Origin of the sequence: Rothia terrae (assembly GCF_012396615.1) — a bacterium.
GTDB classification, from domain to species: Bacteria; Actinomycetota; Actinomycetes; order Actinomycetales; family Micrococcaceae; genus Rothia; species Rothia terrae.
The window spans coordinates 74,663-99,438 of record NZ_JAAXPV010000008.1; the positions used below are offsets into that span (position 1 = coordinate 74,663).

The following is a 24,776-nucleotide window of genomic DNA, read 5'->3' on the forward strand; positions in this document are numbered from 1 at the left end:
TTACAGTTTAGCCGCCGGCAAGAAACCTACGCGTTCATACACGTTTTCTACGGTGACGCTTGCAATCTCGCGTGCCTTGGATGCGCCGATAGCTAGCAGGCGATCAAGCTCTGCAGGGTCAGCCATCAGCTCGTTGACGCGCTCACACATCGGGCCGAAGGTCTCAGCGGCAATCTCTGCCAAATCGACCTTGAGGTGACCGTACATCTTGCCCTCGTAACGCGCCACAATCGAGTCGATGCTCTCACCGGTAATCGCCGAGTAGATACTCAGCAGGTTAGACACGCCCGCCTTATTTTCGCGGTCAAAGCTGATCTCGCTACCCGCGTCCGTCACTGCGGACTTAATTTTCTTCGCGGTCTTCTTAGGCTCATCCATCAACCAGATAATGCCCTTATCGGTCTCAGCTGACTTCGACATTTTGGACGCGGGATTCTGCAGATCGTAAATCTTAGCGGTTTCTTTCATGATGCGTCCTTCGGGCACCACAAAGGTATCGCCAAAGCGAGCGTTGAAGCGCTGCGCCAGGTTACGGGTAAGCTCAAGGTGCTGACGCTGATCTTCGCCTACAGGCACCTGGTCAGCTTGGTACAGCAAAATATCTGCCGCCATCAAAATCGGGTAGGTGAACAAGCCAACAGAGGCTGAATCTGCGCCCTGCTTAGCTGACTTGTCTTTGAACTGAGTCATGCGAGAAGCCTCACCAAAACCGGTAATGCAGTTCAGAACCCATGCCAGCTGGGCGTGCTCCGGAACATGTGACTGTGCAAAGAGCGGAGTCTTCTCGGGGTCAATGCCAGCCGCAATGTACTGTGCCGCAGTCATGCGCGTACGCTGAGTCATGATCGCCGGATCCTGAGGCACGGTAATCGCGTGCATATCGGGAATGAAGAAAAGGCAATCGGTGCCCTGCTCATTCTGCATGTTCACCCAGTTGCGCACCGCACCCACATAGTTACCCAGGTGCAACGAGTCAGCTGAAGGCTGCGCACCTGAAAAGACGCGCGTAGCGCCCTGCGAGGCATTGGGGATAACTGACTTGAGGTTCTTTTCTTCACTCATGTTCTTTACTTCTTTTCACTCACGATATTTGTGTGGTTCTACCGAATGCGGCGGTACGCTTTTAGGCTTTACCGGCGGCTTCTTTGACCATGCTCATGCCGTTTTGCGCGGTCACATCAATGGTGTCAAGCGCACGAGAAATCATGGCAGGTGACTCAGAGTCGTTCTTTTCGATTTCCTCTTTAATAACTTTGGACTGAACCAGCACAATCTGGAAGCTGTGCGCAAGCTTGTCATCAAGCATCGCGTCTTCTTCTTCTAGGAACTGGCGCATGCGAGCAGCATTCTGATCCTGTTGAACGTTCAAAGAGCGCGTCACGGTCATCGCAAGGTACACAGCAACACCCAGCCAGCCAGCGATTACAGCCGTCAAAATCCAGCCAAGCACCGATACTTCGTTGGCAGAAGTAATAATCGCCCAGATGAGCAGTATGACGAGGATAGCCATACCAATGCCAGCACCAATCAGTGCTTTTTTGGTGCCGGGGCTGTTTTCGGGGGCAGTGCGCTGTGGAATAGACATGGCTTCTATTATGTCAAAGAACTATGGGACGCGCGAAGTTGTGGTTGAGGCAGTGGGCAACAAGGCACCCTTTGGGCACGTTAAGGATTCCTTGTTGCCCTCAACTTCCCTTAAACGCCAGCCCCGAGCCAGTCGAAGGCAACATTAAGCATTCTCTTTAGCAGTATTAACTTCCAGCCAACTGGTGCCAATACGGCTTCGCCCTTCGGCATCAGCCTCCCCCAATAAACCGCGTCCTCAAACCTCGACCTAAACCGCTGAGATCCTGATTAATCAGGATCTCGGCGTAAGTAGGATACGAGTTAGATGTTGGCTCCCGCATCCATGACTAAGCAGAATTTCTCTCAGTAGAGCCGGCACAAAAAATCCCGCACAGATTATCTGTGCGGGATTTTCTTATGACGCTAGAGACTATGCGGCGTGACGTTCAGCGGTTTCCACCACGTTGACCAGCAGCATTGCGCGGGTCATCGGGCCAACGCCACCGGGGTTCGGTGAAACCCATGATGCTTTTTCAGCGGCTTCGGGGCTGATGTCGCCGGTGAGCTTCTTCTTGCCGGTTTCGGGGTCTTCAATGCGTGAGACTCCGACGTCCAGCAGAATTGCGCCGTCCTTGACCATGTCAGCTTTGACGATGTGCGGCTGACCAACAGCCGCCACGATAATGTCAGCTTCGCGGAGCGCCCCTGCAACGTCCTTGGTGCCGGTGTGCACCAGGGTGGGGGTGGCATTCACGTTCTTGCGAGTGAGCAAGAGACCCAGCGGGCGACCCACGGTGACACCGCGGCCGAACACAGCAACGGTCTTGCCGTTCAGATCTAAGCCGTGGCGTTCGATGAGTTCGATAACGCCGTTGGGAGTACACGGAAGCGGTGAATCGATTTCGCCGCCAGCGTTGAGCACCAGGCGTCCTAAGTTGGTGGGATGCAGACCGTCTGCGTCCTTGTCGGGGTCAACCAGCTCAAGGATGCGGTTGGCGTCGATGTGCTTGGGCAAAGGAAGCTGCACGATGTAGCCGGTGCATGCCGGGTCATTGTTCAGCTTCTCGATTTCTGCTTCGAGTTCCTCTTGAGTGGTGTTCTCAGGCAGATCAACGCGAATAGAGGCGATGCCTACTTCTGCGCAGTCCTTGTGCTTACCGCCCACGTAAGAATGCGACGCGGGGTCGTCACCCACGAGAACAGTGCCCAGGCCGGGAGTGATGCCCTTTGCTTTGAGTGCTTCTACACGCTCTTTCAGCTCTGCTTTGATGGCAGCTGCTGTTGCCTTGCCGTCCAGAATTTCAGCCATAATTTACCACTTCTCGATTCCGTCGTAGAGGGGGAACTTTTCGCACAGTGCGGTCACGCGAGCGCGCTGCGCTTCTACGTCAACACCGGGCTTGAGGGTTTCAGCGATGATGTCTGCTACCTCTACGAATGCTGCGGCGTCGAATCCGCGGGTTGCGAGCGCGGGAGTACCGATGCGCAGACCTGAGGTGACCATGGGAGGACGCGGGTCGTTGGGGATTGCGTTGCGGTTAACGGTGATACCGGCTTCGTGTAGCAAATCTTCAGCTTCGCGTCCGTTGAGTTCAGCGTTTGCCAGTGAGACGAGGACCAGGTGCACGTCGGTACCACCGGAAATCAGTTCTACGCCGGCATCCAGCACGTCGGGCTGGCTGAGGCGCTCAGCGATGATCTGTGCACCTTCGAGGGTACGCTTCTGGCGGTCCTTGAATTCTTCTGAACCTGCAATCTTGAAGGCGATTGCCTTACCAGCGATAGCGTGCATGAGCGGGCCACCCTGCTGGCCGGGGAATACTGCTGAGTCAATCTTCTTCTTGAGCTCTTCGGTGCAGAGAATAAAACCTGAGCGGGGGCCGCCGATGGTCTTGTGCACGGTTGATGAAACAACGTGTGCGTGAGGAACGGGGTTGGGGTGCAGACCTGCAGCAACGAGACCTGCAAAGTGCGCCATATCAACCCAGAGGTATGCGCCAACTTCGTCTGCGACCTTACGGAATGCTGCGAAATCCAGCTGACGGGTGTACGCCGACCAGCCAGCAATGATGACCTTGGGCTTCTCAGCCAAAGCGAGCTCGCGAACCTCGTCCATGTCAACGCGTCCGGTCTTCTCGTCAACGCCGTAGGCAACAACTTCGTACAGCTTGCCTGATACGTTGAGCTTCATGCCGTGAGTCAGGTGACCGCCGTGAGCCAGTGACAGACCCATGATCTTGTCGCCGGGGGTCAGCAGTGCGTGCATCACAGCGTTGTTAGCCTGAGCGCCAGCGTGAGGCTGAACGTTGGCGTGCTCAGCACCGAACAGTGCCTTAGCGCGCTCGATTGCCAGGTTCTCAACGATATCTACGTACTCGCATCCACCGTAGTAACGACGTCCGGGGTAGCCTTCTGCGTACTTGTTCGTCAGTACTGAACCCTGAGCTTCAAGAACCGCGCGGGGCGCAAAGTTCTCTGACGCAATCATTTCAAGGGTGTTCTGCTGGCGTCCTTGCTCTAGCGCGATAGCTTCTGCTACTTCGGGATCTACTTCTGCCAAGGGAAGGTTGGTGACAGAGGAGGTGGTCATGCAACGTCCTTTTTCTTCTGTGGAGTGCGCACTCTCTAGCGGAGTGCGACGTGTTCGTTCAGACATCATCAAGTTTAGGTTAGTTACACCTGATTATGCAGGGTTTGAAAACGCGTGTGGGCTGTTTTAGAGCATTTTCTAGGGACTAAACGTGGTTGGTGATACAACTTCTTTATGAGCACTCTTGAATTCGATAATTTCTCACCGGAAATCGCTGCCGATGCCTACGTGGCTGATAATGCGCGTTTGATAGGACGCGTGAAGGTCGATGAAGGTAGCGGCGTTTTCTTTGGTGCTGTTGTACGCGGCTATACGGAGCACATAACGGTGGGGCGCTCCTCAAATATCCAGGATACCGCTGTGATTCATGCTGACCCCGGCGAGCCCGCGGTCATTGGTGATCATGTGTCTATTGGGCACGGCGCGGTGGTTCACGGGTGCACTGTTGAAGACGGCTCGCTAATCGGTATGAACGCAGCGGTTTTCAATCGCGCTGTGATTGGTGCTGGTTCTTTAGTGGCAGCTGGCGCCGTAGTGCTAGAAGGCAGCATTATCCCCCGCCGGGATCGCTGGTAGCAGGCGTCCCCGCAAAAGTGCGCAGGCCACTCACCGCTGAAGATCAGGAGGGCATCCGTCACAACGCGGAACGCTACGCCAACATCGTCCACAAATACCTGCAACTAGGCTGAGTTGCGATAAATACTTATACAAGAACCTCAATATTCATCACACTTACCACTTGTCAGTAATCGATGCTTGATAATATTTCACACAGCAACTACTTTTAGTCAGGCTGCAGGCGTCCCCCAATCAGCGCCCCATGCATCATCTCTTGCGTGAACCGGCAAGAAGAAAGCACAAACGAACACATGACAAACACTATGTCGCGACGCGAAGCACTTGATCAGCGACGTAAAAAAGACTTTAGAAAATGGATGGCTACCGGCGGTGCTACAGCAGTATTTCTCGGCGGTGGAGTCCTAGCCGTTCATTCTTTCCAGGGCGATCAAAACCCCGAATCAGAAGATGTCTCTACCGAGATTCCCGCAGAATGTTCAACCAGTCAGCACATCAATGTAGTTGCAACGGGAAAAATTGCCGACATCGTCAAAAAAATTCCTGTAAACGCTGAGGACTGTATTTCTCTCAACGTCAGTGAAAGCGCATCCGATAAAACTGCCTCTGACATTATCAGCGGAATCAACGTACCTCATATCTGGATTCCGGACTCTTCGACCAGGGCTAACCTCTACCTGGACAACAAGGCAAAAGTCACGACTGTTTCTGACTCTTTGGCCAACACGCCGGGCGTTATTGTCTCACGCGATTCGAAAGACTTTCAAACATGGTCGGATGTGCTCAAAGACAGCGAGACCATTGGCATGAGCGACCCCAAAACTGAAAGCGCCGCGTTTTCTTCTCTCGTGTCGGTTGCCGCAGAAGTCAACGAAGATAAGGTGTCGCGCGATCAGCTCACGACCGGCTCAGCTATTCGCGCGCAAACTATCGGAGTCACCGGTCCGGTTCTATCCCCCACAGACCTTCTCGATAAGGTTGTAGACGGTGAACACGAAAGCGCTATTGTCACCGAAGCTGACTTCGTGAAATACAAAGATGAGCATCAGGATGCCTCACTGAATGTTGCTGTGCCCAACAGCGGAACCACGGAACTCGATTACCCGCTTTTAGTACCTGAAGAAAACGCATCCAACGACACCGTCTCTGTAGCGGCTCAAAAGATTTCGGATTATTTGGGCTCCGATGCGGGCCGAAGCGCGTTGGAGTCTGAGGGGCTTCGCACCTCGTCAGGGGAAAAGCTCAGCGATGTCTCTCCCCTTAATCAGCCTCTGGAATTGTCGCAGGGCGATTCAAAGATGCTCTCAGATTTGTGGAAGTCGTACGTTACGCAGGCTGCTCCCCTGAATGGTCTGGTGGCCATTGATTCTTCAAGTTCGATGAGCCAACAGGTTGAGGGCACAGATCAAAGCCGTATGCAGATTACCGCTGATGCTGCTTTGGCGGGTTCTCAGCTTTTCCCGTCGCGTGATTCTTTGGGTATTTGGGCTTTTGCGCGCGATATCGGTAAGGATGCGACCGGTCAGACCGTTGATTATAAGGAGCTTGTTCCTATTCGCGGTGTTGACGAGGACGTTGATGGTCGTTCACAGCGTGATCTTGTGCAGGAGGCTATTACCGAACTTGCGGTCTACCCGAATTCTCAGTCTGGTTTGTATGACACGATGCTTGCTGGTTTTCACACTGTGAAGCAGAATTACAAGCCCGGCGCTACGAATGTGGTCATTATTATGACTGACGGTGTGAATGATGATGAGAATTCCATCGATAAGCAGGAGCTGATTTCAACTATTCAGCAGGAGCAGGATCCTAACAATCCGGTGATGTTTTTGCTGATTGGTGTGTCTGATGATGCGGATATGAGTACTTTGCATGAGATCGCACCGCAAATTGGTGGTGAGGTATTTGAGGCTGAAACGTCTGCTGATATTCAGCGAGTTTTCCAGGACGCTTTTGGTGAAGGACCTCATAAGCAATCGGCTCAGTAGATAGAGGGTTTTTAAGTGACACCTGCGTTTGTGCAGGACTTTAGGCCCTTATGAGTAAACCTCGTGATTAGGTTTTAGCGCAGAAAAGCGCCGAGGCCTTCCGGAGTTGTGTCCGGGGCCTCGGCACTTTTTTATGTATTCGCTACCTTGTGTGAGAAGCGACTTAGTGGAAGAAGTGGCGGGCTAGGCAAAGATTTCCCGAGCGCGCGAGGAACCAAGAAACCTTTGTCTAGAATCGCGCGCCAGCGCGAACGGTGGTCGCCACTTCTACCGCTTGAAGCGAAGCGACTTAGTGGAAGAAGTGGCGAGCACCGGTCAAGTACATTGTCACTCCCGCGGCCTTTGCTGCTTCGATGACTTCTTCGTCGCGGATGGAGCCGCCAGGCTGTACGACTGCTCGTACGCCTGCGTCCAGGAGGACTTGGAGGCCGTCTGCGAAGGGGAAGAAGGCGTCGGATGCTGCTACGGAGCCGCGTGCGCGTTCGTTGCTCTCGCCGCCGAGGGTGTTGGCGCGTTCTACGGAGAGTTTGCAGGAGTCTACGCGGTTGACTTGGCCCATACCGATGCCTACTGCGGCGCCATCTTCGGCCAGGAGGATGGCGTTGGACTTTGCTGAGCGTAGTGCACGCCATGCGAAGGAGAGGTCGGCAAGGGTTTTTTCGTCTGCGGCGTCGCCTGCTACGAGCTGCCAGTTTTCGGGGTTGTCGCCTTCTGCGTGGAGGCGGTCTGCGTCTTGGAAGAGCGCGCCGCCTGATACCTGGCGGTATTCGATGGCTTCGCGTGCGAAACCTTCGGGGAGGCGCAGGATGCGCAGGTTCTTTTTGGTCTGTAGGATTTCGAGTGCCTCGTCGGTGAAGGACGGTGCGATGATGACTTCGGTGAAGATGCCCTTGACGGTTTCAGCCATTTTTGCGGTGACTTCGCGGTTGGCTGCGATGACGCCGCCGTATGCTGAGAGAGGGTCGCAGGCGTGTGCTTTAGCGTGTGCGTCTGCGATTGCGTCGTCGGCGTCTGCTGAACCTACTGCGATACCGCAGGGGTTGTTGTGCTTGATGATGGCAACGGCGGGCTCGTCGAAGTCGTAGGCTGCGCGCAGTGCCGCGTCGCCGTCAACATAGTTGTTGTAGCTCATTGCCTTGCCGCCGAGCAGCTCTGCCTGTGCGATGCCGGGGGCAGCTGCGGGGTCGACGTAGAGCGCGCCCTGCTGGTGCGGGTTCTCGCCGTAGCGTAGTGATTCTGAACGCTCGAATGAGAGGCCTGCGAACGGGGGCCAGTAGTTAGCGTCCTCGTCCTTTTCGAACTGGGCTGCGGTCCAGGTAGCCACGGCGGTGTCGTACGCTGCGGTGTGGGCGAATGCTGCAGATGCCAGACGGCGACGTTGCGCCAAGTTGAAGCCGCCAGCCTTGGCAGCGTCCACGACCTCGCCGTACTTGGCGGGGTCAACGACGATAGCTACTGCGTCGTGGTTCTTAGCCGCCGCACGAACCATGGAGGGGCCACCAATATCGATCTTTTCGATGATGGCGTCCTGGTCAGCACCGGATGCGACGGTATCGACGAAGGGGTAGAGGTTCACGATGACGAGGTCGAATGCTTCGATGTCCATCTCGCGCAGGGTATCAATGTGCTCCTGCTTGCGGCGGTCAGCCAAAATACCTGCGTGAACGCGAGGGTGAAGGGTCTTCACGCGTCCTTCAAGGCACTCGGGGAAACCGGTGATATCTGAAACTTCGGTAACGGGCACACCGGCTGATGCGATGGTCTGCGCGGTTGAACCGGTAGATACGATAGCAACGCCTGCTTCGTGCAGTCCCTGCGCCAGCTCTTCAAGGCCGGTTTTATCGTATACAGAAATCAGTGCGCGCTTGAGCGGTACGCGATCGAGCTCAATGAGACTCACTTATACTCCAATGCTTATGCCCCTCGTTTTGTTGTCTTAGATACGGGGCAGGTGGATGGGTTGTCGTGAGCCGGTTTTAGCCCCGGCCCGTGGCCGACCTGTCGGTCAAACTTATGGGGCTATTGCTGGGACTAGACGGTGGGTACGGGCAGGTTAGCGATGGTCTGCACCAGAAGCTGTCGCTCTTCTACCTTGATGCGTTCGTGCAGGGTTTCTTCGGTGTCATCGTCGAGAACGGGAACCGCTGCCTGCGCGAGAATGGGGCCGGTATCAACCCCCGAGTCAACAAAGTGAACGGTGAGGCCGGTAATTTTCACGCCGTGGGCAAGGGCGTCGCGCACACCGTGAGCTCCGGGGAACGACGGCAATAGCGCCGGATGCGTGTTGATAATGCGGTTGGCAAAACGGTCAACAAGCTGGGCATCGACAATGCGCATAAAGCCTGCAAATATAACGTAGTCAGGTGAGTAGGAGGCAATCTTTTCTTCCAAAGCGCGATTCCACTCGGGACGGCTCTCAAAATCTGCCGGGGGTACGATGAAGGTCTCGATGCCCGCTTTTTCAGCGCGCTCAATACCGGTGCAGGGCTTGTCAGCTCCCACGGCAAGAATCTCAGTGTTGAGAGTTCCTTCTGCTACCGCGTCCATAATGGACTGCAAATTAGTACCCGACCCAGAAACCATGACCACAATACGCATGAACTTAAGAATACATGAGGACGCGGTAAGGTAGGTATATGTCTTTACCACCCCCACCTCACACCCCGGCAGTGGATGCTGAAGCGCAGTCCGAGAAGGTCAAAATCTGGCGACGTGCCACATGGCTCAGTATTCTGATTGGCTTCGTCGTACTTACCAATACCACTGCCTTTGCGTGGGTGGGTTCTATCTTCTTCACGCTGGGCATTGTGTGTGCGTCCATCACCATGGCTAAAATCTCAGCTCTTAAACCGCCTGCGACGGTTTATGTGCTGTACTCCATGGTGATTGTCTTTTGTGTGATGATGCTTCTGTCATCGCTCGTGACAGCTATTTTCTCGGGTGTTAGCACCCAGTACCAGGACTGCATTGAGCAGGCAACCACGATCACGCGTACTCAGCAGTGCAGCGGAAAAATGGAAGATAATTTGCTCAATACTCTGACAGGTAAATAATAAAAGCCGACCAATATCTGGTGGCTCAACGTGGTACTGAGCCTGCGATAGATTGTCGCCAATTCTCGTTACTATCTGCACGCAAAATCAGCGGTGGTCTTCACATGGATTGTGAAGACCACCGCTGTTTTTCTTGAGGGGCTTTTAGACCTTTATGAGGAGACCTGCAAGTCAACGCGTTCTAAGGTGGCGCGCAGTTTAGCGTCAAAAGCCTCCATGCTAGAACCGTCATTGCCGCGTAGGTGTTCCAGCACAGCAAGCGCGGTAACAGCCACATCGATGAGTTCACCTTCCACATCGTGCATAGTGTGGGTGGTTCCCTTCCGCGGATTCTGCCCGGTAGCACCGATGTAGGCGGCTACGGTCTCCCCCGCTTCTTCGGTGATTTTGGCGATTCGTGCCCAGGTGGCTGCTTCGTTGTTTCGATCGCTGTTGGCATCGTCGATCCACGCGCTCAAAGTGGCGATGTTCTTACCGATACGTTGCAGATCATGACTCATGCGATGACGGCTTTCTCTTGGCCTTCGGACGGCGGATAACGGCACGCTTTTTGGGTGCTTCTTCTACCGGCTCAGCGGTTTCTTCAGCCGTCTTTGAGGTACCTGACACTTGTTCTTCGGCATCGAACACAGTGTCTGCGGTTTCAGGCTTCTCATCTGTACTGGGAGACTCTGAAGTTTCTTTGCTCTCATCACGCGCTTGGACGTCACCCGCCGAGGCAACAACTGAGGACGCGGTTTCTTCAGCTTTCTGCTGGTCTTCTGCAAAGAGTCGGCGCAGGGCATCGGATGAGGCAGATACTGACCCGCCACTGACGATTTCGCCGTTAATCACCGGGCTTTCAAGAGCATTCACGTCCTTGCCAGACTTTTTCTGTTGCTCACGAAGAGCACGAGCCTTCTGACGCTCCGCTTTCTTAGCTGCCTTACGATTAGCACGAGTTTGCCCGGCAAAGCGCTCGAGCTCAGGGGAATTATCGGGCTCAATCAGGGGTGCCAACGCGCGTCCAAGAATCACTCCTACAGCCAGCAAACCTGCGGCATACAGACCAAATTTAAGAGGGTCAGGACCAATAGCGGTCAGACGTCCCAAACCCAGTGAACCACGAGAGAACTGGCCAAGAGCAACACTGATCAACCCGCCAAGAAGTCCGATAAGAAGAGCTAAGAAAAGTACAGAAATCAGCCAGGAGATAGGACGGATGCGGATTTTCAAAGAAACCCACTCGTCGAAGTGGTCTTCACCTTCTCTGAAGAACCACCAGCCAGCAACCGCACCCGCAAGAATCGGGATAATGCAAGCAATAAAGCTCCACGGCTCTACAGGGTTAGGTAGAGCGCCAAACATGGGCAATGCAGGAAGAACTCCAACATCGGTACGCGTCAAATCAACAGCGGTGCCCTCGCCCAGAGAGAACCCGGCACCGGATGACCAGGCCATAGCGTACACCAAAAGGTTAGGGACAAAACCAAACTGTAAAAGCGTCAGCGCGGTATCACCGACAGCTCCTGCGTGCAGGCTCTGATAGATGCTCACAACATCATTCCAGTTGTAGAACAGTGCGCCCGCAGCAAGGAGTGCGCCACCTGCCATGAAAGCAATAGCACCTACTCCGGCTGCTCGAACCACAGCCCACGCGTAAGAACCGGCCCACCGCGAATACTGGCTGAAACGTGAGACCACCGTTGCCGCGTTGACACCGATCATGCGCACCAGCGACCGTGACTCATAGTAGCCGCCCAAAATCGCCCCGAGCAGAGCAACACCGAAAGGCATCAGCATTGAAAACCATAAAGATGTAGCCACGCGCGAGGTATCTGATACATAGCTCACCGCAGTTGTCAGGGCAATATAAACGAGCAAACCGGCAACAATGGGCTGCCAGAACTGCCCCTCGTACGATGCTTGTGCCAAGCGTCGTCCGGCACGGAACGTGAGATAAAGAGGCAGTAGCGTCAGGCCCAAAGGAGTGAGACTGACTGTTCCTGCAATGGCGTCGAAGATTCCGTTAACCGGAATATTGAGGTTCAACGGAACACCGTGCATGAGCAGCCAGATATTACCCGAGAGCTTAGCCGCCGAGGCAACATCTTGTTCCTTGTTAAAACCATTCGTCAGCGAAATCGCGCCGATGAGCACGAACACAGCGACAAATGAAATTAACGCTGCCACTAAAAATTCAACAGCACCTTGCAACCACAAAGGCATAGGGATGCCGCGTGAGCGCGGTGCGCGTACCGGGGGTGCAGAAACAGTGGTTTTCATCGTTTCTCATCTTGTCACGAACTCGTGGGCTTTGTTGACCTCTGACCTCTGTTTAGCGCGAAATAAGGTGAGATTTTGTGCAAGTTCACAAGGACGCGTGTTCTACAGTGGAGGGTATGAGTCTTTCATCTTCTTATGCGCTGATTACGGGCGCTTCATCGGGCATCGGTGCCGAGTTTGCTCGCCAGTACGCTCAGCACGGTTATTCGCTGGTTATCAGCGGCCGAAATCATGATGCCTTAGAGAATTTAGCGCAAGAGATTCGTCAGGAGCACTCCGTGGACGTTGAGATTATGAGAGCAGATTTGTTGCGGGAAGATGATGTACAGGCGCTGGTAATTCGCATCCGTAGCGCAGAACGCCCCGTGGAAATTCTTGTTAATAATGCGGGCTTTGGCTTAGGAAAAGAATTTTTGAAGGCTTCTGCTCAAGCGCACATGCAACAGGTGGATGTTCTTGCCAAGATCCCGCTCCAGCTCATGCACGCGGCTCTTGAGGTCATGGTTGAGCGGGGTCGCGGGCGCATTATTAATGTTGCGTCGGTTGCCGCGTTTATGCCGAATGGAACGTATTCGGCGGTCAAACGTTTTGTTGTGACAATGAGCGAGTCGGCTCACCTGCAGTACAGCCCCGTTGGAGTGTCGGTCACGGCCGTGTGCCCCGGTCTCACACGCAGTGGCTTTCACCGGACAATGGGAGTCGATGAGCCCCAGCTACCCGCTATTTTTTGGCTGTTGCCCAAGAAGGTAGTTGCCGATGCCATTCAGGCAAACTTTCGGAACAAGGCTTTGATCATTCCCTCAGCAACCTATAAAGCACTGGTGTTCGCTCAACGACTGATGCCGCCAGCGCTCACCACCGCTATCGTGGGACGCACCCGAAACTATTAGTCCTCAGCAAAGGGGTTCGACGCGGTGATTCCCCACTGCTTGTAGACCTCAGCTTTTGAGCTGACAATCTCAAGATCGTGGACGCTAGCCGTAGCCACCATAAGACCCTCAAGTGCGGCAGTTGGAAGCGGCGTTGTCTGCACCGAACCGACAGTGTGCAGTCGAGGTTCGGCGTGGCGTCCTGCCCATTCCAGGGCAACCGCGGCATCGACCTCAAGAACATGAGAGCCAAAACGCTCGCGTAGCTCCGCAATCCACCGCTCAGTTTCTGGGTAAGGATACAAGCCTTTAAGCTCGCCCAAGCTCAACACTGAAACGTAGAGGACGCGGTAAGAACGCCGTCTTAGAAAGGCTACAACTTGCGGGTTAGGCGCTGACTTACGGGTTTCCGCAAGCACATCTGAATCAAGAAGAAGACCTGCTTGGCTCATGCTGCTTTCAGAACACCGTAGTCAGTAGCCGGTACACCGTTGGGATTAGGAGTCAGAAGAAAGTTCAAGAATTCACCGCGCGCATTTGAGATGCGGGTGTAATCCTGGATGCTGATTGCGGCGTATCCCCCACGAGCAGGAACAGACGCTGCAACAAATTCGTTGGTGAAAGATTCGGTGGGGCGGGTGATGGTGTTGGACATAGCCACGCTGCGCTAAAGTAGCGCATTCCTTTCGAAATACTGCTCTTGTCTGTACCAAACTCAAATGCACAAAACGTGCGAATACAGACCGCTTCGTCATCCGAGCCACCCGTGAACATGGGGTTGGCGTTCAACTAAAGTCGGAGCTTGTCAGTTGAAACTCTTGAAGCTGGTTAAAACTATGACAAGAGAGCTAACTTTTTGCAACCCTCTTTTCTGAAAAAATTTTTTGTCTCACGTATCGGTCATTTTCGAAAAATATTTTGACCAGTCATCACCTGGGAATCATCGCTGAACCCACCGCAGCTACAGAGCCACCGTTGACATGTAGAAATGGCTTATTTTTCGCTGTGGTCATACCTTTAACGCAAAATTTTAGAACCGCAAAATATCAGCCCAAGCAGCCTTGTCGATCCCTCGAAACGAGACAGTTCTCACGCACTAAAGCAGGGTGGTGAGCCCCGCAATAGTTTTTCTTTGCGCATATTATTTTTAGACTGATAAACGAGTACACAAAGAACCACAGACATGATGGGCACATAACTGTGAATGTAACCTGCAAATATTTGGGCGTAGCTCTGGGAATTTTCTCACTACTTGGACTTCCTGCATGTAGTGGAGGTTCGGCTACCTCCAAGTCATCAAACTCCCCCGCCATCGCACAGGCGTCCTCGGAGCAACTTGCAGATGTTTTGCCTACTCAAAAACAAATTTCAGATGCCCAAACTTTTACGTATCTGATGGCGAACCCCACCGTCACGCACTTTGACACCCGCCAGTGGCTCACCTCGGTGGAACGCACCGAATTGTGGGAAGGCGGTAGCCCTGTCGATGATCAAGAAATCGTAGACACCGTCAACGAACGGTGCGCCCCCTACGAAGAGGTAACGCCCGGACTGCTTGCCACCCAAGCAACTAACTGGAGCGTCGCATCCGGTGAACGACGCAATATTTTGATTGGTCAAAATGAAGAAGACCAAATCGAGGGGTACAGCACCGTTCTTGAAACAGGCTCAGAAGCAGAAGCCACTGCTCTTTTCAACAGGTTTAAAAACCAGACCACATCCTGCACTAAGGCGCTGCAAAATCTTTACGCAGAACATTCAGATGAGTACAAGCTAGATGCTCCGCACAACGATTTAGATACCAACACCACAACGCTCAACGGCACCTTCAGAAATCACCCGTTCAGCGTCAAAGCAACCCAACAAGACCGTTTTCTCATCGTGACATGGTTTCAAACTAAAGTCTCTCAAGATGCCGATGTCATAGACCCGGCTGCAACCGTTCACGGCATAGCGTTAGAAAACGCAGAGTCCATCAAGCCGGCGAACGCCACCTAGCTCTTCAATGTTGAGGCACAGCACAGGCGTAGCGATGCGATGTGCGGTAGCGTTAATCCGTTAGGCACCGCGCATTTTGGTGAAAGGTCAACGCTTGTCTGAAAATTCCTCAGCTTTTCCCGACATTCCCGTCACTGCACCTGAAATTCTTCGGCAAGTAGGGCACGGGGCATACACGCGCGGGCAAAAGTATATGCGCGAGGCAAAAGTTGCCCGCTACAGCTACGACGAATCAACGCGCACGCTCTCAGGAACAGTTGAAGGTAGCACCGCGCTTCCTTACCAGTCTCAGGTAATATTTCCGCGCGTTAAAGCGGCAGGATCTCTCGCTTTCTCATCGAACTGTACCTGCCCGGTCGGCTACGACTGCAAGCACGCCGTCGCCCTCATGCTCACCGCCATTGACCGCTCAGCAAAAGCCAAAAAAGCACTCACTGCGTCCTCTAATACGTGGAAAAGTGCTGCCTCTACCGCGGCCTCGCTCGGATTGCAGACCGCCTCAGAACTCGGCGGGCAGGACGCTGACTCCCAGCTACCAGCGTGGCGACGCGCTCTTTCGCATACTCTGGCAGCGCGTCCAGCAAACGGTGTGAACGAATCAGCCAAAGTTCCCGGCGCACTCGAACTAAAAATCACCGTGGCATCAGCTTTTGGCGCTTCCGGTATGCGCGCGGGCAAACCGGCGCAAGCAACGCTTTCAGCCCGCCCGGTCATGAAAGGCTCACGAGGCAAATGGATTAAAGGCGGTCTGAGCTGGGAATCCTTTATGCAAAGCGGTATTCACGGTTTTGCGAAGACTGATCTCTATACCGAACATGAACAGTGGTTTACTGATTTTTATGCCATTGTGCGCCCTTCTCAGTCGTCCTACACCTCGCACCGCGACTGGGTAAACCTTAGCTACGCGGGGTCTGCGTTACTCTGGCAGATACTGGCGCGCGCCGAAGATATCGAGCTTCCTTTTGTGATGGACGGGCAAGAAATCTCGGTAGATGTGGCGTCTTCACCCGAGGTCTTGGTGCAGGCTTCCCTCACGCAAGACTCGGATGATGAGAGCACCCAGTCGCTCGCGCTAAACCCCGTTCTGGTGTGGAAAGACCTTGCTCTTTCAGCGCAGAACTTCCACAAAATGGGTGAACCTCGACGCGGTTTTATCGCCCTCAATAACCACGCACAAAAAACCTATGAAACCGAAGCACAGCACGCTCAACGCGACACTATAGTGGCTAGCGCGCTTGCTGCAGCGCCGCCCAGCATTACACAGGACTCATCTCTACCCCGCTGGTACAACGCTCAGGCAGATATCATTTTTATTCCGCTGGATGCGCCGCTCAACCCGGTTACAGAATCACTTGTCAGCACTGAGCCACTCAGCGTTCCTGCCAGCGAGCTTGAGGAGTTTTACTCCGAGTTTTACGCGCAACTCTCACGCTCAGTTGATATCACATCGGTGGATGAGCAGCTTGAGTTGCCTGCCGTCCAAAAACCTGAACTCGTGCTCTTTGTAGATTTTGATGAGGCGAACCCGCTCTCAGCTCGTACCGCCTGGAAGTGGGCTTATCCCGCGCAACCGGTGGAGGGCATCGCATCGGGCGCCGAGGGCACAGACTCCAACGAGCATATTTTCTTGCCAGCCCTCGGCTACCCCGGTGAAACACACGCCGAAATTCGCGACGCTGACTTTGAAACCCGCGTCCTGCGCGCCGTAAAAAAGGTGCGCCCCACGGTGCCTTTTACCCGTCGCCGCTGGGAAAACTGGGATACGCGCGCACTCGTTGAAGACGCCCTACCGGAGCTAGCTGACATTGCCGGTGTGCACATTGAAGTCACCGGTGAAGTGCCCGAATTCAAGGAACTCACCGGTGAACCCGAAATCACCGTACGTGTGGATGAGACCCGCAAACGCGACTGGTTTGGCCTAGCTATCGCGGTGAAAGCAGAGGGCTGGTACGTAGGATTCAGCGAAATCTTCGAAGCCCTCAACCGCGGGCAAACCCACATGCTTTTAGGCAACGGCACCTACTTCTCGCTGGATCGCCCCGAGTTTTTGAAACTACAAGAACTCATCACCGAAGCGCGAACCCTCAACGAACGTGGCAAGGGTAAAGAGCTCACCATCACCCGCCATCAGGCCGGTTTGTGGGAGGAGCTAGAGGAACTCGCGTCGTCCACCGAAACCGTCGCCAGCTGGGACACCCATGTGCAGGCACTGCTGGATGCGGGAACCCACAACGCCCCAGCCGTGCCGGCAGAACTGGACGCAACACTGCGCCCCTACCAGGTCGAAGGCTTCAACTGGCTCACCTTCCTCTGGCGTGCAGAACTCGGCGGAGTGCTAGCCGATGATATGGGTCTGGGTAAAACCATGCAGACCATCGCCCTTATGGTGCATGCCCAGCAAGAGCACCGGAAGAACAACCCCGATGAAGACTTCGCGCCGTTTTTGATCGTTGCACCGACATCCGTCGTACCCAACTGGGTGCACGAAATCCAGAAGTTCGCGCCGTCACTGGATGTGGTGGGCATTTACGAGTCACAGGCCAAATCCAAAACTCCGCTGCCCCACACCATTGCCGGTGCCGACGTAGTAGTCACCAGCTACGCACTCTTACGCATCGACGAGCAAGCCTATATAGATGCGGGCACACCTACCCCGTGGAACGGGCTGATTCTGGACGAGGCACAGTTTGTTAAAAACGCCAAAACCAAGGCGCACCGGGTGGCCCGCGAAACCCCCGCGCGCTTCAAGCTCGCCGTCACAGGCACGCCGCTCGAGAACAATCTCATGGAACTGTGGTCCATGTTCTCTATAACTGCACCCGGGCTCTTCCCCTCGGCACGCGCTTTCAAAGACTTCTATGCAACGCCCATTGAGTCCGGCGAAGAAACATCCGCCCTTGCCAAGTTGCGCGCGCGTGTGCGTCCACTCATGTTGCGTCGCACCAAAGAAGTGGTGGCAATTGACCTGCCAGAGAAAACCGACCAGCGCGTGGATGTGCCGTTGGCGCCCGCCCACCGACGCGTCTACGACACACATCTGCAGCGCGAGCGCCAGAAGATTCTGGGACTCGTTGAGGACTTCGACAAGAACCGCTTTACCATCTTCAACTCGCTCACCACCCTGCGTCGACTGGCGCTGGATGCGTCCCTGATTGACGGCAAGAAGTACGAGGGCGTGGCGTCGTCCAAGCTGGACTATCTTGAAGAGAACCTGCCCGAGGTTGTGGGCGAAGGCCACCGCGCACTGATTTTCAGTCAGTTCACCGGCTACCTGAAACTCATTGCCGCCCGCCTGGACGAAATGGGCATCAGCTACCTGTACCTTGACGGCGCCGCCCGCGACCGCGCTGCACTGTTGGACGCGTGGGCGCGCGGGGACTCCCCCATTTTCCTGATCTCGCTCAAGGCAGGCGGCTTTGGTCTCAATCTCACGCAGGCTGACTATGTGTTCATCATGGATCCCTGGTGGAACCCTGCCGCCGAGGAGCAGGCGGTTGACCGCGTCCACCGCATTGGCCAGTCCAAGAACGTCATGGTATACCGACTGGTGTCAGCGGGCACGATTGAGGAGAAAGTCATGGAACTCAAAGAATCCAAGGCCGCACTCTTCGACGCGGTCGTGGATGACGGCGAGTTCTTCAGCTCCCAGCTGGACGCCGAGCAGGTGCGTCAGCTGCTCATGGATGAGGACAGCGAGAGCTAGAGATCTGCGGACGTTAGGGGTGAGCCAGGCGGTTGATGCACAGTCGCCGGCGCCCCAGCGCATCAGCCCGCGTCCTTTCGCTAAATACACCAGAAACCTTCAAAACCGGGTGCAAAACTACCCTGTTTTGAAGGTTTCTGACGTATTTACGAACGATGGTGAGGGCTAGGGTATGCAACCATATCTCTCACTCAGTGATTGTCACCACCATTTTCAACAGCTACTCTTAATGCAAGATTTTGCCTACAACACTCCAGGAGCAAACATGGATCTCATGATTGCTTTATTGGGAGTAGCAACATTGACGGCTAGTGCATATGCCTCCGCCAAATGGAGCTACTCTGATAAGGAACACACCTAAAACCTCAGAACTTATAGTTGCCGAGGACCTCCGCTACCGTTTGCGAATTCCACTTCGTCAGACGTCTTATTCCCTTTCACAAAACTTTGAGGTCCTCCCATGAAAAAACACGCCACAACATCACTGGTGTGGACAGAACGATTTTTATTGCCGCTCGCTGTTGCTACTGTTGCTACAGGCTTTTCTTTCTATGTTCCCGTCAGCGCCTTATTTCTCGCATCACGTAGCTTATCCTTACAAGATATCTTTCTTTTAGAAAGTATTTTGCTCGGTAGCATACTGGCTACTGAGATTCCCTCCGGCCTCGTATCGGACAGAGTAAATAGACGCTGGATAATCCTCACTGGTTTTATTCTCAATGCTGTCGCCGAAGTGCTCTTTGCTGTGGGACATTCCTTTGGCATATTTGCGGCATCGTTTATGTTCAGTGGATTTGGCATTGCCATGCTTACCGGTGTGCAGGACGCATATATCTACGATTCCTTGAGAGAGCATGCTGACAAGCTCTCAGTCGGAGTATGGGGACATTTAAGCTCCTTAGAGCTAGGAGCCGGAGTCCTAGGTTCCATTTCGGGTGGCCTTCTTGCTACGCAAGACGTCTCTTATCCGGCTTTTGCAAGTGCTGGATGCGCGATCTTAGCTGCGAGTGCAGTAGCTTTTCTGCCGAATCAGCACCCACAGGGTAAGAGAAGTAAAAACTCCGAAACGACATGGTTGAGCTTCAAAAGGGCCGCCGAGTTGCTCTTTACGTCTCCGCTGCTGTTGTATACAGCGGTTGCATCGAGCGCTTCTTTCGTCATGTTTAATGCCGTTTTTACAATCAACCAGCCATTGTTCCAAGCAACCGCGGTACCAGTTGCATTCTGGGGTTTCATTGGAGCAACAGCACAGTTGCTAGCTGCTGTTTACAACCATTTTGCTGGGTCAATCGTTGATAGTTTTGGTCGGAAGACTAGTTTGCTCTTAGCCCAGGGTTACGGAATCTGTGGTTTTGTTCTGATGGCAGTCCCGCATCCTGTAGCTGTTATCGCGGGATTCATACTCACTGTGCTAGGGATGAATGCTCGAGGTCCTATTATTAGAGCGGTAGCAAACAAGGTAATACCTGTACATCGCCGAGCGACTGTCCTCAATATTGCCAGTACTGTCGGTAGTCTTGTTGGAATCGCGATGAACCCAGTTATTGGGTGGGGTGCAGAGACCAATTCACGGAACACGGTGGTCATCATAGCTGTAGTTTTGACGCTGATGGCTCTTGCATGGATACCGATTGCCAATCGATACCTCACAGAGGATAGAGCAGAACAGTGTGTGAGGTAGTTGAATCCTAAAAAGTACGCAGTCGCCAGCTGGCTTGGGGCTGGCATTAATCATGGCGAGCGCCCCGCGCAAGACCATGGGAGCGATCGCCGACGACTGCGTGCTGGTTAGGTTTCCTCCTGCGTGCACTAAATACGCCAGAAACCTTCAAAACCGGGTGCAAAATTACCCTGTTTTGAAGGTTTCTGACGTATTTACGGTGACTAGCTCCGTCGTTAGTGCCCCACCAGGCTCTAGAGCTTGTCTGTATACTTCTCCTTGAACTCGGACGCAGTCGCGTACGAGGTTTGCGTACCGTACTTGGTCACGGAGTCACCCGCGTAGAGGTTGGCGATGCGCAAGGACTCCTCAATGTCGCCGGTTTCAGCCCAGTAGTGGCTGAAACAACCAATGAAGGCGTCGCCTGCTCCGGTGGTATCAATCGCGTCCACCTTGTTGCCTTCAATCAGTTTCTCGCCCTCGGCAGTTATCCACAGGACACCACGCACACCCAGGGTGACGATCACGTTCTTAATACCGACGTCCAACAGTACGTGAGCCGCATTTGAGATGTCCTCGATGCTCTCCACCGGCATGCCCGACAGCAGTGAAAGCTCGGTCTCGTTAGGCATAATGAACTCCACGGACTTCACACGTTCCAGCGACAACTCGGGTGCAGCAGGTGCAGGGTTGAGCAGAACGGGAATACCCAGTTCCTTGCCCAAATCAATCGCCGCGTAGACGGTCTCAAGCGAGATTTCCAACTGCAGAACAATCAGCTGGCACTGCTCAATGTCGGCACGAGCGTCCTGCAAATCCTGTGGCGAGAGCAGCGCGTTGGCGCCCTTGATAATGATGATGGAGTTGTTTGATTGCTCATCAACAAAAATTGGGGCAACTCCGCTGGAGCCCTCGGTACGCAGAATGTACTTGTCGTCGATGCCGTTTTCTTTGAAGTTGGCAATGGTGTTCTCAGCAAAGAGATCAGTGCCGACGCGAGTGACCATCAAAATCTCGGAGCCAAGACGTGACGCCGCGACGGCCTGGTTAGCGCCTTTACCGCCGCATCCGAGACGGAAATCGGGTGCCTCGATGGTCTCGCCCTGCTCGGGCATGCGGTGAATGTAGCTGATCAGATCAACGTTGTTGGAACCAATAACTGCGATTTTCATGAGTGCGCTTCTTTCAGTTCGTCGGCGTTCTTCAAACCGGTGGGGACGGTAAAGCTGCGGGTTTTGCCCGGTTCTAATTCAATCAGAGTGCCAGCTTTCTTGGCTGCCAGGAATCCTTCGGGACGCGAGGTGCCGGGTAGCGCGAAGGCTGAGACTGACAGGTCGGGGTTGTGCAGAATCCAGCGGGTTGCCACGGGGAACTCGTCGGTGCTGAAGCTGGTGACGAACGCCGAGCCGTCAGGTCGCGTCAACTTGAACTCTGCGCGTTCTGCCTTGGCGGGCAGGTTATCGGCGAAGTAGACGATTTCGGGTTGGTGACCGACAGCGAAATATCAAAGACACCGGAGTCAGGGGTTACTGTCACCTCGGGAACAGCTACATAGTGATGGCCGAAACCCTGAATGTAGCGGTAGCGCGAGCGCACACCTAAGCGTCCGTCCTCGTGCAGAATAAGCTCGGCATCGTCCATGCGTGCGCAGGGGAACTCGCCATGTAGCGGGTGGGTGTCCTCTGGCGCCGGGCATCCATTCGCTAGAAGACCGGAGTGGAAGGCGAAGCAACCGTAGGTGTCTTGGATGGTGCTCACTGGGTAGGGCTGCGTAAACATGTTGTCCATGCGCAGGTTGATGCCGTCTACTTCTGCATCCCAAATCATCTGGCCCAGGTAGGGCAGGATTTCCAGCGTCAAGCGGTGGTTTTTGATGGTCAAGGACTCCACGCCGGAGGGGTACTTTTCTGCAGTAACCTGCCAGTGCTGGTTAGAGAAAATATCGCGCGGGGTATCCCCAAAGGTTTCGCGGTGCAGTGCTATACGAGAAAACATTATGCCGCTACCTTGCCTTTCTGAGCCTGGCGGTGAATGTCCCAGAAGTACAGTGCCATGGTGCCAAAGCAGAGGATGTTGATGATGAAGCTGAACTGCATGGACCCGGTCAGGTCAGAAATCAGGCCCTGAATTACCGGGATCACTGCGCCACCGATAATTGCCATGACGATGATTGCGCCTGCAGTTTCGGTAAAGCGCTTATCTTCAACGGTGTCGAGAGTACGCGCGTAGATGGTCGCCCAACCGGGGCCAAGCATCGCTGATGCGAAGACTGCCGCCCATACCGCTGAGAAGTTGGGAACACTAATCACGTAAACGAGCGCAACCATGCCCAGTACCGAGTAAGCGATAAGAACCATGTCTTGGTTGAAGCGGGTCATGAGGAAGTTTGCGAGTATCTTGCCAATGAAGAAAGCAATGAACGCAAAAATCATGTAGTTGGAGGCGCTGCGCTCGTTGATGCTGGAATCCATGTGCAGTGCCAGACGGATGGTGAATGACCACAGTGCGGTCTGCACGCCAACGTACATGAACTGGGTGATGATGCCCTTGATGAACGCAGGGTTCTTGGAGAGGTAGCGCAGGGTTTCGCCGATGGACGAGGGCTTTTCTTCGTGCGCTTTATTCAGCGGCTTGCAGTGCGGGTACTGGGTGATTGCAACCAGCAGAACGAGTACCACCAGCACCATGATAATCAGGCGGTAGGGCTCCAAGGTGCGTTGCAGTGCTTCTGCGGCCAGGGCATGACGGTCAGCTTCGTTCAGGCCTTCGAGTTGCTTGTGCAGGGCATCGCCATCCGTGAAAATCAGGTACTTGCCCAACAAAGCGCCTGACAAGAAGCCGATAGGCGTGAAGGTCTGTGAGATGTTCAGACGTAGCGTCGCGGACTCCTTGGGGCCAATCATGGACGAGTAGGTGTTCGCTGAGGTTTCCAAGAAAGAAAGACCAACTGCAACCGAGAAGATAGCCGCCAAAAAGATGGTGTAGGTGGCTACGTGAGATGCGGGGAAGAAGAGCAGACAACCCACAATGTAGATGCTCAAGCCAAGCAACAAACCGACTTTGTAACTGAACTTGCGGATGACGCGGGATGCCGGGATAGCAATAACGAAGTAGCCGCCGTAGAAAGCAGACTGCACGAATGCGGATGCCACATCGGAAAGCGTAAACAGTGCCTTGAACTGGGTAATCAGAATGTCGTTAAGGCTCGCCGCTGCACCCCACATGGGAAAGCAGATGGAGAGCAGAATGAACTGAAAGAGCGGAATTTTGCTGAGGTAGCCGTCACGTTTTTGAAGCGTGCGGTCTTTGATCAATCCCCAGCTGGTGTTGGGTACGCCTTCATCCTCGAGATGATGCGCCGTTGCATTCACACTCATAGTCTTATCCCTTGCGGTAGCTCTGTCGTCGGTGACAGAGTGTGCGGTTATACGTTTTGAGAAGACTCATGGCTTTTCACGGGGTAGCGATGGTTCGCGGTAAAAGACGCCCTTGTCCCTCTCTCACAACCGATATTAGGACGCGGCATGGAAGTTTCTACAGGATTTTTTGGCACATATGTTCCAAGTTGAAATGTTTTTAGAGGGATACAAGGTTCATAAGTTCTCTTATTTACTGGCGTGCCATTCGAGTCTACCTCGCGCGTCCTCCGCCAGAAGAATCGTACCGAGACAGCGCAAGCGCCGTTTTCGCATCCACCACCAACCGATTTGTATAGCCCCACCTCAAGGTAGCGTGCATGACCTCAATTTTCTCGTCCCCACCGGCGACCAGTATCTTCTGCTCCACCTTACGCAAATCAGGCAAAGACAGTCCTGCCACCCGACTATTCGCATCCGGCAGGCAAATACGCGCGTTTGCATCAACATAGTGCGAACAGATGTCTCCCACCGCGCGTTGAGCAAGCAACTCTTTTTCAGCTGCGCTCAATAGCTGCGACCGGAAAAGTCTTGACGTCTGCGTGCACGTACCCGGCGAAAACACAACGACGCGGCACTCCTGCGAACGCGCCAACAACTGCGCAACAGCGCTCCTATGCTCGGGCAGGTAGCGCTCTTCAAGAGTAGAAAAGATAACCGGCACATCCGTTATATAACATTCAGCATTCAGCGCTACAGCCAACTTCTCGTGTGCTTGCCTCATACGATGAGCATTCAAATCATCGCCAAAAGATCCCGGAAGCTGCACCACAGAAATATCCGAAAGCGATGTCTGCTCACAAGCGTCCGCCATCTCATGCACAGTTTCAGACCACACCACACCCAGGCTGTCACCAGGCGTTAAAACCTCAGCCAGCACAGTCCACGCACGCCGTCCCAACGCCCTACGCAAATCAGTGGGTCCCAGCCCGAGCGGTGACACAATATGCACACTATTTAGCCCGTATGTCTCGCACAACTGCGCAGAAAGACGCTGGTCATTCTCGCGCGGGTCGCGCACCTCCACATGCACAAACCCGCGGTCCTTAGCGTGGCTCAATAACTTAGAAATCGTAGGGCGCCCCATATGCA

General features: G+C 54.1%; 22 protein-coding genes, 1 pseudogene and 1 riboswitch. Of the genes and pseudogenes, 8 read left to right on the plus strand and 15 right to left on the minus strand.

From position 1 onward, the window contains the following. Both trpS and HF984_RS05930 read right to left on the minus strand, forming a co-directional pair. Nucleotides 1–1,062 carry a tryptophan--tRNA ligase gene (gene trpS, locus HF984_RS05925; RefSeq protein ID WP_168614762.1) on the minus strand — a complete coding sequence of 354 codons (1,062 nt, stop codon included), beginning with the start codon at nucleotides 1,060–1,062 and terminating at the stop codon, nucleotides 1–3. Nucleotides 1,063–1,123: 61 nt separating this feature from the next. Then, on the minus strand, nucleotides 1,124–1,585 hold the full coding sequence (locus HF984_RS05930) for a hypothetical protein (RefSeq protein WP_168614763.1): 462 nt from the start codon (nucleotides 1,583–1,585) through the stop codon (nucleotides 1,124–1,126). Between HF984_RS05930 and HF984_RS05935 the strand changes: the two genes are divergently transcribed. Next, entirely contained in the window at nucleotides 1,584–1,733 is a 150-nt protein-coding gene (locus HF984_RS05935; RefSeq protein ID WP_168614764.1) for a hypothetical protein, read from the plus strand. The genes HF984_RS05930 and HF984_RS05935 overlap by 2 nt on opposite strands. Before the next feature lie 263 nt (nucleotides 1,734–1,996). Here the strand turns inward: HF984_RS05935 and HF984_RS05940 are convergent, their stop codons facing one another. Together HF984_RS05940 and glyA are read right to left on the minus strand one after the other, a co-directional pair. Continuing rightward, on the minus strand, nucleotides 1,997–2,875 hold the full coding sequence (locus HF984_RS05940) for a bifunctional methylenetetrahydrofolate dehydrogenase/methenyltetrahydrofolate cyclohydrolase (protein ID WP_168614765.1): 879 nt from the start codon (nucleotides 2,873–2,875) through the stop codon (nucleotides 1,997–1,999). 3 nt (nucleotides 2,876–2,878) lie between these two features. Next, the gene (glyA, locus tag HF984_RS05945) at nucleotides 2,879–4,156 is read right to left on the minus strand and encodes a serine hydroxymethyltransferase (protein ID WP_168614766.1); all 1,278 of its coding nucleotides are present in this window, start codon (nucleotides 4,154–4,156) and stop codon (nucleotides 2,879–2,881) included. A 174-nt stretch (nucleotides 4,157–4,330) separates the two neighbouring features. Between glyA and HF984_RS05950 the strand changes: the two are divergent. Beyond that, nucleotides 4,331–4,845: pseudogene (locus HF984_RS05950) on the plus strand (gamma carbonic anhydrase family protein). Nucleotides 4,846–5,025: 180 nt separating this feature from the next. Beyond that, a complete protein-coding gene (locus HF984_RS05955) occupies nucleotides 5,026–6,720 on the plus strand; it encodes a substrate-binding domain-containing protein (RefSeq protein WP_168614767.1) in 1,695 nt (564 codons plus the stop codon). 289 nt (nucleotides 6,721–7,009) lie between these two features. Here the strand turns inward: HF984_RS05955 and purH are convergent, their stop codons facing one another. Next, nucleotides 7,010–8,620, minus strand: a complete 1,611-nt coding sequence (purH, locus tag HF984_RS05960) for a bifunctional phosphoribosylaminoimidazolecarboxamide formyltransferase/IMP cyclohydrolase (protein WP_168614768.1) — start codon at nucleotides 8,618–8,620, stop codon at nucleotides 7,010–7,012. A 131-nt stretch (nucleotides 8,621–8,751) separates the two neighbouring features. After that, nucleotides 8,752–9,318, minus strand: a complete 567-nt coding sequence (purN, locus tag HF984_RS05965; RefSeq protein WP_168614796.1) for a phosphoribosylglycinamide formyltransferase — start codon at nucleotides 9,316–9,318, stop codon at nucleotides 8,752–8,754. Between the two features lie 38 nt (nucleotides 9,319–9,356). Here purN and HF984_RS05970 point away from each other — a divergent pair, with 38 nt between their 5' ends. Next, a complete protein-coding gene (locus tag HF984_RS05970; RefSeq protein ID WP_168614769.1) occupies nucleotides 9,357–9,773 on the plus strand; it encodes a hypothetical protein in 417 nt (138 codons plus the stop codon). 152 nt (nucleotides 9,774–9,925) lie between these two features. Here HF984_RS05970 and HF984_RS05975 read toward each other — a convergent pair whose 3' ends face one another. Both HF984_RS05975 and HF984_RS05980 read right to left on the minus strand, forming a co-directional pair. Further along, entirely contained in the window at nucleotides 9,926–10,273 is a 348-nt protein-coding gene (locus HF984_RS05975) for a MazG-like family protein (protein WP_168614770.1), read from the minus strand. Next, nucleotides 10,263–12,038, minus strand: a complete 1,776-nt coding sequence (locus HF984_RS05980) for a cell division protein PerM (RefSeq protein ID WP_168614771.1) — start codon at nucleotides 12,036–12,038, stop codon at nucleotides 10,263–10,265. Before HF984_RS05980 ends, HF984_RS05975 begins: the two co-directional genes overlap by 11 nt. Nucleotides 12,039–12,154: 116 nt before the next feature. Between HF984_RS05980 and HF984_RS05985 the strand changes: the two genes are divergently transcribed. Beyond that, nucleotides 12,155–12,928: an SDR family NAD(P)-dependent oxidoreductase gene (locus HF984_RS05985; protein ID WP_168614772.1), complete on the plus strand. Its 774-nt coding sequence runs from the start codon at nucleotides 12,155–12,157 to the stop codon at nucleotides 12,926–12,928. On the opposite strand, the gene HF984_RS05990 is transcribed toward HF984_RS05985, so the two are convergent. Both HF984_RS05990 and HF984_RS05995 read right to left on the minus strand, forming a co-directional pair. Further along, nucleotides 12,925–13,359, minus strand: coding sequence for a type II toxin-antitoxin system VapC family toxin (locus HF984_RS05990; protein ID WP_168614773.1), 435 nt, complete (start codon nucleotides 13,357–13,359; stop codon nucleotides 12,925–12,927). The two genes, HF984_RS05985 and HF984_RS05990, sit on opposite strands and share 4 nt — an antisense overlap. After that, nucleotides 13,356–13,562, minus strand: a complete 207-nt coding sequence (locus HF984_RS05995) for a nuclease PIN (RefSeq protein WP_210729598.1) — start codon at nucleotides 13,560–13,562, stop codon at nucleotides 13,356–13,358. Before HF984_RS05995 ends, HF984_RS05990 begins: the two co-directional genes overlap by 4 nt. Before the next feature lie 36 nt (nucleotides 13,563–13,598). Continuing rightward, a riboswitch (SAM riboswitch) is annotated at nucleotides 13,599–13,731 on the minus strand. A 376-nt stretch (nucleotides 13,732–14,107) separates the two neighbouring features. On the opposite strand from HF984_RS05995, the gene HF984_RS06000 reads away from it, so the two are divergent. The 3 genes from HF984_RS06000 to HF984_RS06010 all read left to right on the plus strand — a co-directional run bounded on the left by HF984_RS06000 (nucleotide 14,108) and on the right by HF984_RS06010 (nucleotide 20,289). After that, nucleotides 14,108–14,905: a hypothetical protein gene (locus HF984_RS06000; RefSeq protein ID WP_168614774.1), complete on the plus strand. Its 798-nt coding sequence runs from the start codon at nucleotides 14,108–14,110 to the stop codon at nucleotides 14,903–14,905. Between the two features lie 94 nt (nucleotides 14,906–14,999). Then, a complete protein-coding gene (locus HF984_RS06005; protein ID WP_247596483.1) occupies nucleotides 15,000–18,608 on the plus strand; it encodes a DEAD/DEAH box helicase in 3,609 nt (1,202 codons plus the stop codon). 460 nt (nucleotides 18,609–19,068) lie between these two features. Then, nucleotides 19,069–20,289, plus strand: a complete 1,221-nt coding sequence (locus HF984_RS06010; RefSeq protein ID WP_168614775.1) for an MFS transporter — start codon at nucleotides 19,069–19,071, stop codon at nucleotides 20,287–20,289. Nucleotides 20,290–20,522: 233 nt separating this feature from the next. Here HF984_RS06010 and rbsK read toward each other — a convergent pair whose 3' ends face one another. From rbsK to HF984_RS06030, 5 genes are all read right to left on the minus strand, one after another. Then, entirely contained in the window at nucleotides 20,523–21,440 is a 918-nt protein-coding gene (rbsK, locus tag HF984_RS06015; RefSeq protein ID WP_168614776.1) for a ribokinase, read from the minus strand. Beyond that, on the minus strand, nucleotides 21,437–21,691 hold the full coding sequence (locus HF984_RS11500) for an aldose epimerase family protein (RefSeq protein WP_247596484.1): 255 nt from the start codon (nucleotides 21,689–21,691) through the stop codon (nucleotides 21,437–21,439). The genes rbsK and HF984_RS11500 overlap by 4 nt, the downstream gene beginning before the upstream one ends. Continuing rightward, complete coding sequence (locus HF984_RS06020) at nucleotides 21,688–22,263, minus strand: aldose epimerase family protein (protein WP_247596485.1); 576 nt, start codon at nucleotides 22,261–22,263, stop codon at nucleotides 21,688–21,690. The genes HF984_RS11500 and HF984_RS06020 overlap by 4 nt, the downstream gene beginning before the upstream one ends. Beyond that, nucleotides 22,263–23,645 carry an L-fucose:H+ symporter permease gene (fucP, locus tag HF984_RS06025; RefSeq protein WP_168614777.1) on the minus strand — a complete coding sequence of 461 codons (1,383 nt, stop codon included), beginning with the start codon at nucleotides 23,643–23,645 and terminating at the stop codon, nucleotides 22,263–22,265. The genes HF984_RS06020 and fucP overlap by 1 nt, the downstream gene beginning before the upstream one ends. A 253-nt stretch (nucleotides 23,646–23,898) precedes the next feature. Further along, complete coding sequence (locus HF984_RS06030; protein WP_168614778.1) at nucleotides 23,899–24,771, minus strand: sugar-binding transcriptional regulator; 873 nt, start codon at nucleotides 24,769–24,771, stop codon at nucleotides 23,899–23,901. Nucleotides 24,772–24,776 lie beyond the last annotated feature (5 nt).

Excerpts from the sequence above, each read along its gene's own strand:
- trpS (WP_168614762.1), bottom strand. The coding sequence starts at position 1,062 with ATGAGTGAAGAAAAGAACCTCAAGTCAGTTATCCCCAATGCCTCGCAG.
- HF984_RS05935 (WP_168614764.1), top strand. The coding sequence starts at position 1,584 with ATGGCTTCTATTATGTCAAAGAACTATGGGACGCGCGAAGTTGTGGTT.
- HF984_RS05930 (WP_168614763.1), bottom strand. The coding sequence starts at position 1,585 with ATGTCTATTCCACAGCGCACTGCCCCCGAAAACAGCCCCGGCACCAAA.
- HF984_RS05940 (WP_168614765.1), bottom strand. The coding sequence starts at position 2,875 with ATGGCTGAAATTCTGGACGGCAAGGCAACAGCAGCTGCCATCAAAGCA.
- glyA (WP_168614766.1), bottom strand. The coding sequence starts at position 4,156 with ATGACCACCTCCTCTGTCACCAACCTTCCCTTGGCAGAAGTAGATCCC.
- HF984_RS05955 (WP_168614767.1), top strand. The coding sequence starts at position 5,026 with ATGACAAACACTATGTCGCGACGCGAAGCACTTGATCAGCGACGTAAA.
- purN (WP_168614796.1), bottom strand. The coding sequence starts at position 9,318 with ATGCGTATTGTGGTCATGGTTTCTGGGTCGGGTACTAATTTGCAGTCC.
- HF984_RS05970 (WP_168614769.1), top strand. The coding sequence starts at position 9,357 with ATGTCTTTACCACCCCCACCTCACACCCCGGCAGTGGATGCTGAAGCG.
- HF984_RS05975 (WP_168614770.1), bottom strand. The coding sequence starts at position 10,273 with ATGAGTCATGATCTGCAACGTATCGGTAAGAACATCGCCACTTTGAGC.
- HF984_RS05980 (WP_168614771.1), bottom strand. The coding sequence starts at position 12,038 with ATGAAAACCACTGTTTCTGCACCCCCGGTACGCGCACCGCGCTCACGC.
- HF984_RS05985 (WP_168614772.1), top strand. The coding sequence starts at position 12,155 with ATGAGTCTTTCATCTTCTTATGCGCTGATTACGGGCGCTTCATCGGGC.
- HF984_RS05990 (WP_168614773.1), bottom strand. The coding sequence starts at position 13,359 with ATGAGCCAAGCAGGTCTTCTTCTTGATTCAGATGTGCTTGCGGAAACC.
- HF984_RS05995 (WP_210729598.1), bottom strand. The coding sequence starts at position 13,562 with ATGTCCAACACCATCACCCGCCCCACCGAATCTTTCACCAACGAATTT.
- HF984_RS06010 (WP_168614775.1), top strand. The coding sequence starts at position 19,069 with ATGAAAAAACACGCCACAACATCACTGGTGTGGACAGAACGATTTTTA.
- rbsK (WP_168614776.1), bottom strand. The coding sequence starts at position 21,440 with ATGAAAATCGCAGTTATTGGTTCCAACAACGTTGATCTGATCAGCTAC.
- HF984_RS06020 (WP_247596485.1), bottom strand. The coding sequence starts at position 22,263 with ATGTTTTCTCGTATAGCACTGCACCGCGAAACCTTTGGGGATACCCCG.
- fucP (WP_168614777.1), bottom strand. The coding sequence starts at position 23,645 with ATGAGTGTGAATGCAACGGCGCATCATCTCGAGGATGAAGGCGTACCC.
- HF984_RS06030 (WP_168614778.1), bottom strand. The coding sequence starts at position 24,771 with ATGGGGCGCCCTACGATTTCTAAGTTATTGAGCCACGCTAAGGACCGC.